Below are 15,476 nucleotides of genomic sequence, written 5' to 3'. Positions count from 1 at the left end.
GCATCCGGCGCCTCGGCCCGCACGGCGGGATGTTGCGGGCGGGCGGTGGGATACCCATCTGTCGGGCCCTGCGCGGAAGGAGCCACCACCATCGACGCGACATCCATGATCTGTGCGCATTGCCAGCGCTGCGGCCGGCGTTCGGCGCTGGGGAGGGGGGATTCGACGCTCCTCACCGTGCTCGAGGAGGACGCGCCGCGGCTGCGCTGCGACATGTGCGGCTGCCGGCGGGTCCGGCTGTTCCGGGCGCGCGGGCCGGCCGAGATGCTGGCTTTCCTGACCGGGCGCATCTGACGGGTAGCCCTGAACCAATCGCGCGCTGGAACGTTGATCCGCGCGAGTTCAGTGACCGAGGAAGCGACAAGGAGGGTGCATCATGGCCGAGGGTGACAAAGTGCCGAATGGCGTTGCACGGGAAGCGGTGGACCAGGAGGCGGCGGCCGGCGCCGGGCGCGCAAGCGCCGCGCGGGCCAAGGCAGCGGCCGGAACCCGTTCGACGCGCTCGTCTTCCGAATCCGGCTCGCGCGCAGAGGCGGACGACGCGTCCGCCGCACGCGGGGCCCGCGAGAGCGCCCGTGCGACCCGCGAAGCGGTGGCGCACCTGCCCGGGCTCCCGGCCCGCCATTATTCGTTCAACGCCCTCGTCGCGGCCGGCGTGCTGGGCTTCGTCATCGGGCGCATCTGCGCGCGCTGACCGCGAGAGAACCGGGGCCGGGGCGGCCGATGGTCCCGCCCCAGATGGAAAGACATAGATGCAGACCCTAACCGTCCGCCACGTGACCCATTACAGCTATGCCAATCCGGTGGATTTCCAGCCCCACCGGCTGATGCTGCGCCCGCGCGACAGCCACGATTTGCGCCTCGTCAACGCCGAGCTGTCGATCTGGCCGCACGGCAATGTGCGCTGGCTGCACGACGTGTTTGGCAATTCGGTCGCGGTGGTCGACTTCATCGAGCCGTCGAACGAATTGAAGATCGAGAGCGTGCTGACGCTGGAGCGCTATGGGGCCGGCGGCCTGCCGTTCGAGCTGGAGGAGAGCGCGAGGGACTATCCCTTCGTCTATTCCTCTGACGACCGGACCGACCTCGGCCGCATGCTCGACTGCCACTATCCCGACCCCACCGGCGAGCTCGAGGCATGGGCCAAGGGCTTCGTCGCCGCGCGGCCGACCGACACGATGGCGCTGCTGACCGACATCAACAACGGCATCCATCAGGGCTTCACCTACCAGATGAGGCACGAGGAGGGCACGCAGGCCCCGCTCGAGACGCTGCGGCTCGGCACCGGCTCCTGCCGGGACTTCGCGCTGCTGCTGATCGAGGCGGTGCGCGCGCTCGGCTTCGGCGCCCGCTTCGTCACCGGCTATCTCTACGATCCGGCGCTGGATGGCGACGATTCGGCGGTGGTCGGCGCCGGGGCGACCCATGCCTGGGCGGACATCTACCTGCCGGGCGCGGGCTGGGTCGAGTTCGACCCGACCAATGGCAGCATCGCCGCCGACAACCTGATCCGTGTCGCCGTCACGCGCGACCCGAGCCAGGCGGTGCCGGTGGCAGGCGGCTTCACCGGCCTGCTGGGCGACTATCTCGGCATGACGGTGGACGTCTCGGTGCGCTCCCATGCGGAGCCGCTGGCGGCCTGAGGCGCTAGCCGGTAACATTTCCCCGCCGGGCATTTCATGGCGGGAGAGGGCAATGAGCTTTCAGGTCTGGGCCTGGCTGGGACTGCTGGCCTACACGTTGCACATCATGGAGGAGTTCGCCTTCGACTGGCGGAACTGGGCGCGCGACGTCATCAGGCTGCCGGTCGAATGGAGCGATTTCTACGTCACCAACGCGGCGGTGGTGATCCTCGGCTTCGCGCAGGCCCAGATCTCCTATGCGCTGCCGGTGGCGGCGCTGACCTTCGCGGCGCTGATGCTGATCAACGCGACCTTCTTCCACGTGGTGCCGATGATGGCGACGCGCGGGCGCTTCTCGCCGGGCACCTTCACCGCGGTGCTGCTGTTCTATCCGGTGGCGCTCGGCATCTACCGCAGCGCGGCGGCGGAAGGGCAGGTCTCGACCGTGACGGTGATCGGCTCCGTGGTCGGCGGGGCGCTGCTGATGGCCTATCCGGTGGCGATGATGCGGCTCAGGGGCCTGCCCTATTTCAGGCAGACCCCCGAGGGGAGCGTCGGCGTGGATCAGGCGTCCACGTCCTCCAGCGTCGGGTAGTCGGTGTAGCCGGTGGCGCCACCGCCATAGAGGTGGTCCTTGTCGACCTCGTTGAAGGCGACGCCCCGCCGCAGCCGCTCGACCGCGTCGGGGCTGGAGATGAACGCCTTGCCGAAGGCGACGAGATCGGCCCGGCCGGAGGCGACCGCCTCTTCCGCCATCGTCTTGTCGTAGCCGTTGTTGACCATCCACGTCCCGCTGTAGCGCTTGTGCAGGGCCTCGAAGTCGAAGCCAGGCACGATGTCGCGCGGCCCGCCGGTGGCGCCCTCGATCATGTGGACATAGACCGGGCCAAGCTTCTCCAGCACGTCCACCACATGGGCGAACAGGGCGGCCGGGTCGCTGTCGGAAATCCCATTGGCGGGCGTGACGGGCGAGATGCGGATGCCGGTACGCTTGGCGCCGATCTCGGCGATCACAGCCTCGACCACCTCCTTCATGAAGCGCACGCGGTTCTCGATCGAGCCGCCATAGGCATCCGTGCGCTTGTTGGCGCCGTCGCGCAGGAACTGGTCGATGAGGTAGCCGTTGGCGCCGTGGATCTCGACCCCGTCGAAGCCGGCGCGGATGGCGTTCGCCGCCGCCTTGCGGAAGTCGTCGACGATGCCGGGGATCTCCTCCAGCGTGAGCGCGCGCGGCTCGTCGGTCGGCTGGAAGCTGTTGTTCACATAGGTCTTGGTGTCGGCACGCACGGCCGAGGGCGCCAGCGGCGCGGCGCCGCCGGGCTGGAGCGAGCGGTGCGAGACCCGGCCCACATGCCAGAGCTGCACGAACATGCGCCCGCCCTTGGCGCGGACCGCGTCGGTGACGGCCTTCCAGCCCTCGACCTGGGCGTCGGTGAAGATGCCGGGCGTGTCCTGGTAGCCCTGGGCGGTGGCGGAGACCTGCGTCGCCTCGGTGACGATGAGGCCGGCAGTGGCGCGCTGGCCGTAATATTCGACGGCGAGCGGAGAGGGGACCAGCCCGGCGGCGGCGCGGTTGCGCGTCAGCGGGGCCATGACGATGCGGTTCGACAGCGTGATGTCGCCGAGGCGATAGCTGTCGAACAGGGACGGCGTGGAGGTCATGCTCACGTCCTTCGATCTCAGTGAGGAGTCTATCAGGTCGGACATAAGCATTGCGGTGCAGCATGCCAGAGCCCCGGCGGGTGAGGAGCTGGCATGCAGATACTGCATGACGTGTGGTATGGCGCGATATAATAACGTAGCTTATATTATCTCCCGTAAGGAGCTTGCCATGCCCACAATGCCCCAGGACGACGTGCTCACGGTGATCCACGAGGTCGCGCATCTCATGCGCATCCGCTTCGACCAGCGTGCGCGCGCCTACGGCATGACCCGGGCGCAGTGGGTCATCCTGCTCAAGCTGCGCCGCGGGCCCGCGCCGACACAGAACGAGCTGGCCTCGATGATCGAGGTGGAACCGATAACGGTGGCGCGTCTTGTCGACAGGCTGGAGGCAAGGGGCTTCGTCGAACGCCGGCACGACCCGAACGACCGGCGCGCCTGGCGCCTGCATCTGCTGCCGGCGGCCGGGCCGATCATCGACGACATCGCCGTCGTGCGGGCCGAAGTACTGGCCCAGCTCCTCGGCGACACCGTGGACGAGAAGGAAGTCGCGGCCGTCGATGCGACGCTGCGCAAGATGAAATCGAACCTGCAATCGGCAGACGGGCGCACCAGCGCCTCTGCTTCGTAAAGAGAACCGCCATGCTCGATCGTACCCGCGCCCCCGGCGACACCGATCCGGCCGAGGTGACCAGCGAACGTCCCGCGACCCCCATCGAAACCCCGCGGCCCCTCCCGGCAGCGGCGCCCGCGCTCGCGCCTTCTCCGGCGCCTGCCCCTGCTGCCGCTCCCGCCCCCAGGCGCAAGCGGCGGCTGCGTTCGGTGCTGATGCTCGGCGGCATCGCCGTGGTCGCGATCGGCGCCGGCTATTTCTGGCTCACCGGCGGGCGCTACGTCTCGACCGACGACGCCTATGTGCGTGCCGCCAAGCTCATGGTCTCGACCGACGTCTCCGGCATCGTGTCCGATGTCGACGTGAAGGAAGGCCAGAAGGTCAAGGCGGGCGACGTGCTGTTCCGCATCGATCCGTGCCAGTACGAGATCGCGCTCGCCAACGCCAAGGCGAACCTCTCCGAGACCGCGCTGGATCTCAAGGCGCAGAAGGTCGACTACCAGCGCATGCTCAGCGACATCGCCGCGCAGCAGGCCGTGGTCGAGAACGACCAGGCGACCTTCGACCGCTACGCCAAGCTGGTGAAGGATTCCGCCGCCCTGTCGAAGGCGCAGTATGACGACGCGCGCTTCGCGCTCGACGGCGAGCAGCGCAAGCTCGACTCGCTGCGCAAGCAGGCCGAGGTCGCGCTGGCCAAGCTCGGCGGCAACCCCGATTTCGACGTCGAGCAGCACCCGCAATATCTGCAGGCCAAGGCGGCGGTCGACGAGGCCCAGCGCCAGTACGACCACGCCACGGTGCGCGCGCCCTTCGCCGGCACGGTGACCGGGGTGGATTCGCTGCAGCCCGGCCTCTACCTCGTCGCCGCCACCGCGGCGCTGACCAACCAGGGCGCGGTGGGCCTCGTCTCCGCCGACAAGGTGTGGATCGATGCCAACATCAAGGAGACCGACCTCACCCATGTGAAGGCCGGCGACAAGGTCGATGTGACGATCGACGCCTATCCCGACCGCACCTGGCAGGGCACGGTGCAAAGCATCGCGCCGGCGAGCGGTTCGGAATTCTCCGTCCTCCCCGCCGAGAATGCGAGCGGCAACTGGGTCAAGGTGGTCCAGCGCGTGCCCGTGCGCGTCACGGTCGAGAGCGCGAAGGACGATCCCCCGCTGCGCGCCGGCATGAGCGCGGTGGTGTCGATCGACACCGGCCAGAAGCGGTCGATCGGAAGCCTGATCTCCGACGTGATCTGATCGCCCGCGCGACCCGACCCGCCGAACAACCGGATCGCCCGCCGCCAATACGCCCCCCTTGGCGGCCGGGCGGGCGGGCAGGGACGGACCGAAAGGCCCCCGTTCCTGCCCGCAGATACCCACGCGACGAACGCCGGAAGCGGGTGCTCCCGCCCGGAGGTGATGCGATGTCCAGCACAGCAACGATGAACACGGACGCTCCCTCGGAGCATGTCGGGATGGCCCGCATCCTGGTGACCGTCTGCGCCATGATGGCGACGCTGATGCAGGCGCTGGATTCCACCATCGCCAATGTCGCGCTGCCCTACATGCAGGGCTCGCTCTCGGCGACGGCGGACCAGATCACCTGGGTGCTGACCTCCTACATCGTCGCCGCCGCGATCATGACCGCGCCGGTCGGCTGGCTCTCGGCCCGCTTCGGGCGCAAGAGGATCTTCATCATCAGCCTGGTCGGCTTCACGCTCGCCTCGATGCTGTGCGGCGTCGCCCAGTCGCTGACCGAGATCGTCGTCTTCCGCCTCGCCCAGGGCGTGTTCGGCGCGGCGCTGGTGCCGCTGTCGCAGGCGACCATGCTCGACCTCTACCCGGTCGAGCAGCGCGGCCAGGCGATGGCGGTGTGGGGCATGGGCGTGATGCTCGGCCCCATCCTCGGGCCGACGCTCGGCGGCTGGCTGACCGACGCCTACGACTGGCGCTGGGTGTTCTACGTGAACCTGCCCTTCGGCGTGCTGGCGACCGCCGGGCTGGCGCTGTTCCTCAACGACAGCAAGCGCGACGAGGGGCTGCGCTTCGACTGGATCGGTTTCGCCGTTCTCGCGCTCGGCATCGGCGCGCTGCAGATGATGCTCGACCGCGGCGAGCAGAAGGACTGGTTCGGCTCGACCGAGATCGTGATCGAGACGGTGCTGGCCGGGCTCGGCCTCTATCTCTTCACCGTCCACATGATCACGGCCGAGAAGCCGTTCATCAGCCCGCGCCTGTTCAAGGACCGCAACTTCGTGGTCGGCCTCGTCATCATGTTCGCCATCGGCATGGTGCTGCTGTCGACCTCGGCGCTGCTCGCGCCCTATCTCCAGCGGCTCAGCGGCTACCCGGTGCAGACCGCGGGCCTGCTGATGGCGCCGCGCGGCTTCGGGACCATGATGGCGATGATGGTCGCGGGGCGGCTGGTGTCGAGGGTCGACCCGCGCCTGCCCATGGTGGCCGGCCTCGGGCTGATCGCCTGGAGCCTGTGGGACATGACGGGGTGGACCCCGAACGTCGGCACCGAGGAGATGATCGTCAACAGCGTGCTGCAAGGCGCGGGGCTCGGCTTCGTGTTCACGCCGCTCACCGTCGTCGCCTTTGCGACGCTGGCGCCGGAACTGCGCACCGACGGCACCGCGCTGTTCAGCCTGGTGCGCAATGTCGGCAGCGCGATCGGCATCTCGGTGACCTCGTTCCTGCTCTCGCAGAACACCCAGATCATGCACGCCTCGCTCGCCGCGCATGTGACCCCGTTCAACCGGATGATCCAGTCGGGCGGCGCCTATGAGTTCTGGAACATCGCCAACCCGTCGACGCTCGCCGCGCTCAACGCCGAGATCACCCGGCAGGCGACCGCGATCGCCTATGTGGACGACTTCAAGTTCATGATGCTGGTCACGCTGCCGACCGCGCTGCTGCTGTTCCTGATGAGCGCGCCCGAGAAGAAGAAGGGCGACGACATGGTCGCCGAGATCCTGGACTGACGGGTCGGGCGCCGGGCGGCTCCGCCTGCCCCGGGGCCCGGCCGCGCGGCGCCGTGACGAAGCGGCACGCTGCGCCCTAGGAAGGAGGTGCCCGCGTCGGGTAGAAGGGGGAATCCGCATCGGCAGGCCCCGCCATGATCGACATCGCTTCCCGCGTCTACGCCCACACCTGGAAGATCGACCCGATCGTGCGTTCGGTGCTCGACACCGACTTCTACAAGCTGCTCATGGCGCAGACGATCTACCGGCGCCATTTCCACACCCGCGTCACCTTCGGCATCATCAACCGCACCGCGCGGGTGCGGATCGCCGATTTCGTCGACGAGGGCGAACTGCGCGAGCAGCTCGACCATGTGCGCACACTCTCGCTCACCCGCGGCGAATCGACCTGGCTGCGCGGCAACACCTTCTATGGCCGCCGGCAGATGTTCTCGCCCGACTTCATGGCCTGGTTCGAGAGCTTCCGCTTTCCCGCCTACCACCTCGAGAAGCGCGACGGCCAGTACGAGCTGACCTTCGAGGGGCCGTGGATCGAGACCACCATGTGGGAGATCCCGGCGCTCGCCATCATCAACGAGCTGCGCTCGCGCGCGGTGCTGCGCTCCATGGGGCGGTTCGAGCTCCAGGTGCTCTATGCGCGCGCCATGACCCGGGTGTGGGAGAAGGTGGAGCGGCTGAAGAAGCTGGGGGGCGTCAACGTCGCCGATTTCGGCACCCGCCGCCGCCACGGCTTCCTGTGGCAGGACTGGTGCGTGCAGGCGATGATGGAGGGGCTGGGCGAGCGCTTCCTCGGCACCTCGAACTGCCTCATCGCGCTGCGCCGCGAGGTCGAGGCGACCGGCACCAACGCCCATGAGCTGCCCATGGTCTATGCCGCGCTCGCCGACAGCGACGAGGCGCTGGCCGAGGCGCCCTACAAGGTGCTCGCCGACTGGCAGAAGGACTATGAGGGCAATCTGCGCGTCATCCTGCCGGACACCTTCGGCACAGCGCATTTCCTCGCCGAGGCCCCCGACTGGGTGGCGCAGTGGACCGGCATCCGCATCGACAGCAAGGACCCGATCGAAGGCGGGGAGGAGGCCATCGCCTGGTGGCAGTCGCGCGGGCAGGACCCGCGCGAGAAGCTGGCGATCTTCTCCGACGCCCTCGACATCGACGACATCGAGCGCATCTACCGCCATTTCGACGGGCGGATGCGGATGGGCTTCGGCTGGGGCACGCTGCTGACCAACGATTTCCGCGGATTCGCGCCGGACGGGGCGCTCGACCCGATTTCCATCGTGTGCAAGGTCATCTCGGCCAATGGCCGGCCGACGGTGAAACTCTCGGACAATCCCACCAAGGCGATGGGCCCGCCCGAGGAGGTCGCGCGCTACCGGCGGGTGTTCGAGGCCCGGCCGGAACACGCCCGCGAGGTGCTCGTGTGACGCGGTATTATAGCGCTGTCACAGGGGGGTATTAAAATAGGGTAAGGGATTTGGGGCCATTCCCGACCAAGAGTTGCCGCAATCGGTCATCAAGGTGATATTTTAAAAGCTGTGGTTTTCTTGCATCAAACCCTGCGATGCCGTTAGTTAGGCGCCGAACGCAGGATGGGGTGCGGAACTGGCGCGGTGATTCCCGGATCATCGCCCTCAAACGAACTGGACGTAAGGCATGCGAAGTGGTCAGCACCGTGCAACCGAACATGAGGCCGCAGGTGAGACCCGATCCTGTGGCGCAGCCGGATCCGATGCCGACAATTCCGCGCTCCACCGCCTCCGCCGCTTTCCGGCCGCCCCGTGGGCGCCCAAAGCTCTCGTAGGGTGAGCCGCGTCATGACCGTTTCCTCCCAGGAGCCGCGCGGAACCGGGCTCTCCACGTCGCTCGTCAGTGATTTCCGCGCCATTCTCAATGCGCTTGAAAAGGAAAAGGGCGGGCGCCCCGCCGACGATGCGGGCGAATCGCACACCGGCACCGACGCCCCTTCGACCGTTTCCGGCTCGGTACTCGCGGTGGCGAAGATCGACGCCGTGCCGGTTGCGCCCGCGTCGGACGGCGAGAATGAGGACGAGCGCCCGTCCGAGCCGACCGGCCCCATGGTGCGCGAGCGGGTGAGGGTTCCCCGCGGCGAGACGCCGGCGCGGCCCGAGCCGATGGCGCTTTCCGAAGTGCGCAGCCGGATTTCCGCGCTGGGCGACGTGCGCGACATGTTCCCGCATCGCGCCGGCCGCCCCGCCGCCGAGGGCGAACAGCCGGGCGAGGCCGCCGATGCGCGCCCGGCCGCGGGCCAGCCTCTTCCGCAGCCGGCTCCCCCGGCGCGCAATGCCATCGGGCGCAAGCGCGCCGCCGCCGTGCCGGCCGTCGCCGAGGCGCCCGGGCCGCGCCGTCGGGCCTTCGGGGCCTCCGGCCGGGCCGGGGAGGCGGAGACGCCGGTGCGCCGGCGCAAATCCACCTCGAGCGACGTCATCACCTGGCAGAGGCTCGGCATTCTCGCCATCTGCGCCGTCGTGTTCGGCGGCGGGCTGGTCGCGCTCCAGCGCGTCGTCGGCCGCGAGGAGGCGGTGGTGGCGCCGGACGAGATCGGCAATGCCGCGATCGCCAGCGTCGCCCCCTCGACCTCGTACGACGTGCCCGCGCCGACCACGGTCGCCGTGGCGCCGCCCGTGGCCGCGCCGGCGACGCTGGAGGCCAGCACGCCGGCCGCGCCCGCCAGCGTCGCCGACGTCGTGGCCGAGATCCCCAAGCTCAATCTGCGTGACGCCGAGCCCGTGTTCGACACGCCCACCCCGCCGGCGGCCCCGGCCGGTGTGACGGCGTTCGCGCCGCCCGAGCCGCCGGCCTCGCCGCGTCTCGACGACACCGCCGTGCCGGCGGACGCCGCGACCGATGCGGCGAGCGCCCATGTGACGCTGCCCAAGCAGCCGCCGCTGCCGCCGGTCCGGCAGGCGGCGCTCGACACCGGCGCCGCGCCGGCCGCCGATACCGCCGCCGCCGAGCCGGCAACGGACGAGGTCGCGGACGATACGGAGACGGCCGGTGGCGGCGATCCGGTCGGCACGGTCCTCGTGCGCAGCTCGGTGACCATGCGTTCGGCCCCCCGCAAGGGCGCCTCGGCGCTGGCGAACCTGCAGGGCGGCGAGAAGGTCGACCTCGTGGCCTGCCACGGCTGGTGCGAGGTCATCGCCGACGGCAAGCGTGGCTTCGTCTACAAGAGCTTCCTCAACACCCAGTCCGTGCAGCAGCAGGCCGACGCTGCCGCCGAGTGAGCCCGGCGGCCTGTGCAGGCGCGGTAACATCCTGAATCAATGATTGAACCGCGCGGGCGGCGAATCGCGCCGCTCCGCCTCGTCTTGCCCCGAGGCGCGTGTTAGACCCCGGGCATCTTCACGAGCCGACATTAGGAATCGATCATGCCGAACAGTCCGACCGAGGCGCCCCATCCGATCCGCGTCGGCGTCGTCGGCGTCGGCGTCATGGGCTACAACCACGCCCGCGTGCTGTCGGACCTGCCGGGCGCGACGCTGGTCGGCATCGCCGATCCCGATGACGGCCAGCGCGGCAAGGTTGCGGCCCTGCTCGGATGCGAGGCGGTGCCGGGCATCGCCGACCTGATCGAGCGCGGCGTCGACGCGCTGGTGGTGGCCGCGCCCACGCACCTTCACCACGACATCGCGCTCACCGCCATCGAGGCCGGCAAGCACGTTCTTGTGGAAAAGCCGATCGCCCCCGTGGTGGCCGAGGCCGAGGCCATCGTCGCCGCCGCCCGCGCCAAGGGCGTGGCGCTGATGGTCGGCCATGTCGAGCGGTTCAACCCGGCGGTCGAGGCGATCAAGAACGCCATTCGCGGCGAGGAGATCCTCTCCATCGGCATCACCCGCGTCGGCCCGTTCCCCCCGCGCATGTCCAATGTCGGCGTGGTGATCGACCTCGCCGTGCACGACATCGACCTCATCTGCCACTTCACCGGCTCGCAGATCGCCGAGATCCAGCCGCAGGTGAAGGCGGCGGTGGCGGACCGCGAGGACATCGCGCTGCTGCAGTTCCGCACCGCCAACGGCGTGCTCGCCCACATCAACACCAACTGGCTGACGCCCTTCAAGGCGCGCACGGTGCATGTGGCGACCCGCAAGAAATACGTCATCGGCGACCTGCTGACCCGGCAGGTGACCGAGTGCTTCGACTACAAGCCGGACGGCAGCTACTCGATGCGCCACCTGCCGGTGGCCTATGCCGAGCCGCTGCGCGTCGAGTTGAACCGCTTCCTCGAAGCGGTGCGCGGCGACAAGGATTCGGCGGTGACCGGCGAGGACGGGGTCGCGGCCATCGCCACCGCCATCCGCTGCCTCGGGGAGCCCACGCCGGCCGAGGCGCCGCGCCGCCTCAAGGTCGCCGGCTGAGCCAGGACAAGATGATGAACACCCATGTGAAGACCGAACTGGCGCCGATCCCCTTCATCGACGTCGCCGCCCAGCGCGCCCGGCTGGGCACGCGCATCGACGATGCGGTGACCCGCGTGCTGAACCACTGCCGGTTCGTGAACGGGCCGGAAGTGACGGAGCTTGAGGGCCGGCTCGCGGCCTTCGCCGGTGCCCGCCACGCCATCGCCTGCTCCAGCGGCACCGATGCGCTGGCCATGATCCTGATGGCCTGGGGCGTGAAGCCGGGCGACGCGGTGTTCTGCCCCTCCTTCACCTTCTGCGCCACCGCCGAGGTGGTGCCGTGGGTCGGGGCGACGCCGGTGTTCGTCGACGTGCTGGCGGACACCTTCAACATGGACCCGGCGAGCCTCGAGGCCGCCATCGAGGTCGCGAAGCGCAAGGGGCTGACGCCGAAGGTGGTCATTCCGGTCGACCTGTTCGGCCAGCCGGCCGACCTCGACGCCATCGAGGCCATCGCCAAGGCGAACGGGCTGAAGGTGCTGTGCGACACCGCGCAGGGCTTCGGCGCGACCTGGAACGGCAGGCGCACCGGCTCGTTCGGCGACGCCACCGCGACCAGCTTCTTCCCGGCCAAGCCGCTCGGCTGCTTCGGCGACGGCGGCGCGGTGCTCACCGATGACGACGAGCTGGTTCCGGTGCTCAAGAGCGTGCGCGAGCACGGGCAGGGCGTCGACAAGTATCAGAACGTGCGCATCGGCATGACCGGCCGGCTCGACACGATCCAGGCCGCTATCCTCCTGGAAAAGCTGGCGATCTTCGAGGACGAGGTCGCGGCCCGGCAGAAGGTCGCCGAGCGCTACAACGCCGCGCTCGCCGATGTGTGCATCGTCCCGGCGGTCGACCCGCGCGCGACCTCGGTCTGGGCGCAGTACACCATCCGGCTGCCGCAGGGCGGGCGCGACGCGCTCGGCCCGGCGCTGCAGAAGGAGGGCGTGCCGACGGCGGTCTATTATCGCCTGCCGATGCACATGCAGCCCGCCTATGAGCAGTATCCGTCCGCGGGCAATGGCCTGCCGGTCTGCGAGAAGCTCGCCGGCGAGGTGATCAGCCTGCCGATGCACGCCTATCTCGACGAGGCGACGCAGGACCGCGTCATCGCGGCGGTGCGCCGGGCGCTGGGAAGCTGACGCCGCGCTGAAGGGGAGCCCCGCCTGGCGCGGCCGCGCTCGCCTCGGGCGGCCGACCGGCTGGCGGGAGAGGCGGGGCTCGGCTAGGTTCCGGCCCCGCTCAACGCGGCCGGGTTTCGCATGATTCGCTCCATCTTCTCCGTCGGCGGCTGGACGCTGCTTTCGCGGCTGACCGGCTTCATCCGCGACATCGTGATGGCGGCCGTGCTCGGCGCCGGGCCGGTGGCGGACGCGTTCTACATCGCCTTCCGGCTGCCGAACCATTTCCGCTCCATCTTCGCCGAGGGCGCCTTCAACACCGCCTTCATCCCCGCCTATGCGCGGGTGAAGACGACCGAGGGCGACGCCAAGGCGAATCGCTTCGCCGACGGCATCCTGACCGCCGTGGTGCTGGTGCAACTTGCCATCCTCGCCTTCGCGCTGGTGGCGACGGACTGGGTGGTGGCGACGCTGGCGCCGGGCCTCTCCAGCGATCCCGAGCGCTTCGCGCTGACGGTCGACTTCACCCGCATCACCTTTCCCTATCTCGGCCTGATCGCGGTGGTGACGCTGGTCGGCGGGGTGCTGAACGCCAATGAGCGGTTCTGGGCCGCGGCGGCGGCGTCGATCCTGCTCAACGTCTCGATGGTGGGGACACTCAGTGTCGTCGGGCTGTTTCCCAATGCCGGCGCGGCGGCGGCGTGGGGCGTGCTGATCTCGGGCTTCCTGCAGGTCGCGCTGCTCGTCTACGATTCCGAATCGCACGGTCTCGGCCTGCGCTTCGGCCGGCCGCGGCTCGATCCCGAGATGCGGCGCTTCCTGATCGCGCTGGGGCCGGCGATCATCGGCTCGGCGGGCGTGCAGCTCGCCATCTTCGCCGACACCATCATTGCTTCCTTCCTGCCGCAGGGCGCGGTGGCGGCGCTGTTCTACGCCGACCGCATCAACCAGCTTCCGATCGGCGTGGTGGGCATCGCCGCCGGCGTGGTGCTGCTGCCGGAGATGTCGCGGCGCATCGCGGCCGAGGATTTCGAGGGCGCCCGCCACGCGCAGGCGCGGGCGATCGAGCTGACCGTGCTACTGGTCCTGCCCTTCCTCGCCGCCTCGCTGGTGATCCCTGAGCTGCTGATGCGCGGCCTGTTCATGCGCGGCGCCTTCACGCCGGAGGCGGCGGCGGCGGCGGGGCAGACGCTGGCGGCCTATGGGCTTGGCCTGGTGCCGTTCGTGGTGATGCGGGCCTTCATGTCGCCCTTCTATGCGCGCGGCGACACCCGCACGCCGGTGATGGCGACGCTCGGCGCGGCCTGCATCAACATCCTCATCAAGATCTGGCTGATGGACAGTCTCGCCCAGGTGGGCCTGGCCTTCGCCACCTCGGTGGGCGGCTGGATTTGCGTGCTGCTGCTCGCCTTCCTGGCGCGCCGGCGCGGCTATGAGTGCGGCGACACCCAGCTCCTGCGCATCCTCCCGCGCCTCGTCCTGATCGGCCTCGGGGTCGCGGCGACGCTGTATATTGTCGAAAAGCACTCGCGCCAGCTCGTCGCAAGTCTCGCTGCATTGCAAAACGAGACCCAGCTGCTTATGTGCGTTGCAGCAGGCGGTGCGGTCTATGCCGCACTGGTCATCACCCTGATTGGACCGCGTTATTTGCGTGCCCTGCTTCGTGGGCAACCCCAGCCGAAGTTACGTTGACACTTTTATTGCTTACGCGGTGCAGCAAAGTTGTGCTAGTGGCGTGTCGCGTTGAGCGTTCCCGGGAGCGGGCCGGGTCGCGTCGCGTTGCTTCGAGTGGGGGCCGGAGCGCTTTTTTTGCCTTTCTCGGAGACGGTTGCATGAACACCGCCTTGTCGCGCCTTCCCGCTCTTGTCGTTGTCGCCGCCGCTCTCGCGCTGGCGGCCTGCTCAGAACAGCAGGCCCAGCAGCAGGCGCCGCAGGCGCCGCCCGTGACCGTCGCCAAGCCGGCAACGCGCACCATTACCGACTATGACGAGTATGTCGGCCGCTTCGCCGCGGTCGACCTCATCAACGTCTATGCCCGCGTCTCCGGCTATCTGGAGACCATCAACTTCACCGATGGTCAGATCGTGAAGAAGGGCGACCTGCTGTTCTCGATCGACAAGCGTCCGTTCCAGGTTGCGCTCGATCAGGCCAAGGCCAACCTGGACAAGGCACAGGCCGATCTCGACTTCGCCAATTCCGACCTGCAGCGCGCGAAGACCCTGATCGAGGACAAGACCTCGACCGCGATCTCGAAGCAGACCTACGACCAGCGCCTGCAGACCGAGCGCTCCGCCCGTGCCGCCGCGGCGGCGGCCGAGGCGGCCGTGCACGCGGCCGAGCTCGATCTCGAATTCACCGAGCTGCACGCCCCGGTCACCGGCCGCATCGGCGACCGCAAGGTCTCGGTCGGCAACCTTGTGACCGGCGGCTCGGGCGGCACCAACACCAACACGCTGCTCGCCACCATCGTCTCGATCGACCCGATCTATTTCGAGTTCACCTATGACGAGGCCTCCTACCTGCGCTACCAGCGCATGGCCAAGCAGATGGGCGACAAGGCCGATGCGATCCCGGTCAAGCTTGAGCTGATCGACGAGAAGGGTTTCCCGCATGAGGGCACGCTCGACTTCGTCGACAACCGCATCAGCGAGACCACCGGCACCATCCGCGGCCGCGCCGTGTTCAAGAACCCGGAAGGGACCTTCACCCCCGGCATGTTTGGCCGCGTCGAGGTGCCGTCCTCGGCGCCGCACGAGGTGCTGACGGTGCCGGACGTCGCCATCGGCACGGAGCAGACGCGCAAGTTCGTCTATGTGATGCAGCCGGGCGACGAGCCGCAGGCCCCGCAGATGAAGTACGTCACGCTCGGCCGGGTCTATGACGGCCAGCGCGTGGTCACGAGCGGCATCGAGAAGGATGACCTCGTGGTGGTGAACGGCCTCATGCGGATCCGGCCCGGCGCCAAGGTGGTCGGCAAGCCGGAGGAGCCGAAGGCCCCCGCCGAGGCGTCGGCTGCCGGCGAAGGCACCGGCTCGGCTGCCGCCAAGCCCGCCAACTGAGCGCGGGAGCTGGCTC

The 15,476-nt window shown here is 69.0% G+C and carries 14 protein-coding genes; 13 read left to right on the top strand and 1 reads right to left on the bottom strand.

What is annotated here, in order from left to right:
• Nucleotides 1-105: 105 nt before the first annotated feature.
• The 4 genes from NVS83_RS17350 (at nt 106) to NVS83_RS17335 (ending at nt 2,217) form a co-directional block, all read left to right on the top strand.
• Nucleotides 106-294 (top strand): hypothetical protein, encoded by a 189-nt coding sequence (locus tag NVS83_RS17350; protein WP_258733343.1) that lies wholly within the window; start codon nt 106-108, stop codon nt 292-294.
• A gap of 82 nt (nt 295-376) precedes the next feature.
• Entirely contained in the window at nt 377-694 is a 318-nt protein-coding gene (locus NVS83_RS17345) for a hypothetical protein (protein ID WP_258740434.1), read from the top strand.
• Nucleotides 695-752: 58 nt separating this feature from the next.
• A complete protein-coding gene (locus NVS83_RS17340) occupies nt 753-1,643 on the top strand; it encodes a transglutaminase family protein (RefSeq protein ID WP_258740433.1) in 891 nt (296 codons plus the stop codon).
• A 52-nt stretch (nt 1,644-1,695) separates the two neighbouring features.
• Nucleotides 1,696-2,217: an HXXEE domain-containing protein gene (locus NVS83_RS17335; protein ID WP_258733340.1), complete on the top strand. Its 522-nt coding sequence runs from the start codon at nt 1,696-1,698 to the stop codon at nt 2,215-2,217.
• On the opposite strand, the gene NVS83_RS17330 is transcribed toward NVS83_RS17335, so the two are convergent.
• Nucleotides 2,187-3,284, bottom strand: a complete 1,098-nt coding sequence (locus NVS83_RS17330; RefSeq protein WP_258740432.1) for an alkene reductase — start codon at nt 3,282-3,284, stop codon at nt 2,187-2,189. The genes NVS83_RS17335 and NVS83_RS17330 overlap by 31 nt on opposite strands.
• 169 nt (nt 3,285-3,453) lie before the next feature.
• On the opposite strand from NVS83_RS17330, the gene NVS83_RS17325 reads away from it, so the two are divergent.
• From NVS83_RS17325 to NVS83_RS17285, 9 genes are all read left to right on the top strand, one after another.
• Nucleotides 3,454-3,915, top strand: a complete 462-nt coding sequence (locus NVS83_RS17325; RefSeq protein ID WP_258740431.1) for a MarR family winged helix-turn-helix transcriptional regulator — start codon at nt 3,454-3,456, stop codon at nt 3,913-3,915.
• An 11-nt stretch (nt 3,916-3,926) separates the two neighbouring features.
• Nucleotides 3,927-5,144, top strand: a complete 1,218-nt coding sequence (locus NVS83_RS17320; protein ID WP_258740430.1) for an HlyD family secretion protein — start codon at nt 3,927-3,929, stop codon at nt 5,142-5,144.
• 185 nt (nt 5,145-5,329) lie between these two features.
• Nucleotides 5,330-6,874 carry a DHA2 family efflux MFS transporter permease subunit gene (locus NVS83_RS17315; protein ID WP_374115084.1) on the top strand — a complete coding sequence of 515 codons (1,545 nt, stop codon included), beginning with the start codon at nt 5,330-5,332 and terminating at the stop codon, nt 6,872-6,874.
• A 134-nt stretch (nt 6,875-7,008) separates the two neighbouring features.
• Nucleotides 7,009-8,301, top strand: a complete 1,293-nt coding sequence (pncB, locus tag NVS83_RS17310; RefSeq protein WP_258733335.1) for a nicotinate phosphoribosyltransferase — start codon at nt 7,009-7,011, stop codon at nt 8,299-8,301.
• A 390-nt stretch (nt 8,302-8,691) separates the two neighbouring features.
• Nucleotides 8,692-10,122, top strand: coding sequence for an SH3 domain-containing protein (locus NVS83_RS17305; RefSeq protein ID WP_258740428.1), 1,431 nt, complete (start codon nt 8,692-8,694; stop codon nt 10,120-10,122).
• A 144-nt stretch (nt 10,123-10,266) separates the two neighbouring features.
• Nucleotides 10,267-11,253, top strand: coding sequence for a Gfo/Idh/MocA family protein (locus tag NVS83_RS17300; RefSeq protein ID WP_258740427.1), 987 nt, complete (start codon nt 10,267-10,269; stop codon nt 11,251-11,253).
• Between the two features lie 14 nt (nt 11,254-11,267).
• Nucleotides 11,268-12,422 carry a DegT/DnrJ/EryC1/StrS family aminotransferase gene (locus NVS83_RS17295; RefSeq protein WP_258740426.1) on the top strand — a complete coding sequence of 385 codons (1,155 nt, stop codon included), beginning with the start codon at nt 11,268-11,270 and terminating at the stop codon, nt 12,420-12,422.
• Nucleotides 12,423-12,542: 120 nt separating this feature from the next.
• Nucleotides 12,543-14,093 carry a murein biosynthesis integral membrane protein MurJ gene (gene murJ, locus NVS83_RS17290; protein WP_258740425.1) on the top strand — a complete coding sequence of 517 codons (1,551 nt, stop codon included), beginning with the start codon at nt 12,543-12,545 and terminating at the stop codon, nt 14,091-14,093.
• Nucleotides 14,094-14,233: 140 nt separating this feature from the next.
• Nucleotides 14,234-15,460 (top strand): efflux RND transporter periplasmic adaptor subunit, encoded by a 1,227-nt coding sequence (locus tag NVS83_RS17285; RefSeq protein WP_258740424.1) that lies wholly within the window; start codon nt 14,234-14,236, stop codon nt 15,458-15,460.
• Nucleotides 15,461-15,476: the final 16 nt, after the last annotated feature.

It is taken from the genome of Ancylobacter mangrovi (assembly GCF_024752335.1).
Lineage (GTDB): Bacteria > Pseudomonadota > Alphaproteobacteria > Rhizobiales > Xanthobacteraceae > Ancylobacter > Ancylobacter mangrovi.
Note: the sequence above shows the minus strand (reverse complement) of the source record. Positions and strands in the feature narration are given on the sequence as shown.

What these genes read in the sequence shown, in the direction of transcription:
- NVS83_RS17330 (WP_258740432.1), bottom strand. Translation starts at nt 3,284, where the DNA reads ATGACCTCCACGCCGTCCCTGTTCGACAGCTATCGCCTCGGCGACATC.
- pncB (WP_258733335.1), top strand. Translation starts at nt 7,009, where the DNA reads ATGATCGACATCGCTTCCCGCGTCTACGCCCACACCTGGAAGATCGAC.
- NVS83_RS17325 (WP_258740431.1), top strand. Translation starts at nt 3,454, where the DNA reads ATGCCCACAATGCCCCAGGACGACGTGCTCACGGTGATCCACGAGGTC.
- NVS83_RS17335 (WP_258733340.1), top strand. Translation starts at nt 1,696, where the DNA reads ATGAGCTTTCAGGTCTGGGCCTGGCTGGGACTGCTGGCCTACACGTTG.
- NVS83_RS17320 (WP_258740430.1), top strand. Translation starts at nt 3,927, where the DNA reads ATGCTCGATCGTACCCGCGCCCCCGGCGACACCGATCCGGCCGAGGTG.
- NVS83_RS17305 (WP_258740428.1), top strand. Translation starts at nt 8,692, where the DNA reads ATGACCGTTTCCTCCCAGGAGCCGCGCGGAACCGGGCTCTCCACGTCG.
- NVS83_RS17285 (WP_258740424.1), top strand. Translation starts at nt 14,234, where the DNA reads ATGAACACCGCCTTGTCGCGCCTTCCCGCTCTTGTCGTTGTCGCCGCC.
- murJ (WP_258740425.1), top strand. Translation starts at nt 12,543, where the DNA reads ATGATTCGCTCCATCTTCTCCGTCGGCGGCTGGACGCTGCTTTCGCGG.
- NVS83_RS17315 (WP_374115084.1), top strand. Translation starts at nt 5,330, where the DNA reads ATGAACACGGACGCTCCCTCGGAGCATGTCGGGATGGCCCGCATCCTG.
- NVS83_RS17295 (WP_258740426.1), top strand. Translation starts at nt 11,268, where the DNA reads ATGAACACCCATGTGAAGACCGAACTGGCGCCGATCCCCTTCATCGAC.
- NVS83_RS17345 (WP_258740434.1), top strand. Translation starts at nt 377, where the DNA reads ATGGCCGAGGGTGACAAAGTGCCGAATGGCGTTGCACGGGAAGCGGTG.
- NVS83_RS17350 (WP_258733343.1), top strand. Translation starts at nt 106, where the DNA reads ATGATCTGTGCGCATTGCCAGCGCTGCGGCCGGCGTTCGGCGCTGGGG.
- NVS83_RS17340 (WP_258740433.1), top strand. Translation starts at nt 753, where the DNA reads ATGCAGACCCTAACCGTCCGCCACGTGACCCATTACAGCTATGCCAAT.
- NVS83_RS17300 (WP_258740427.1), top strand. Translation starts at nt 10,267, where the DNA reads ATGCCGAACAGTCCGACCGAGGCGCCCCATCCGATCCGCGTCGGCGTC.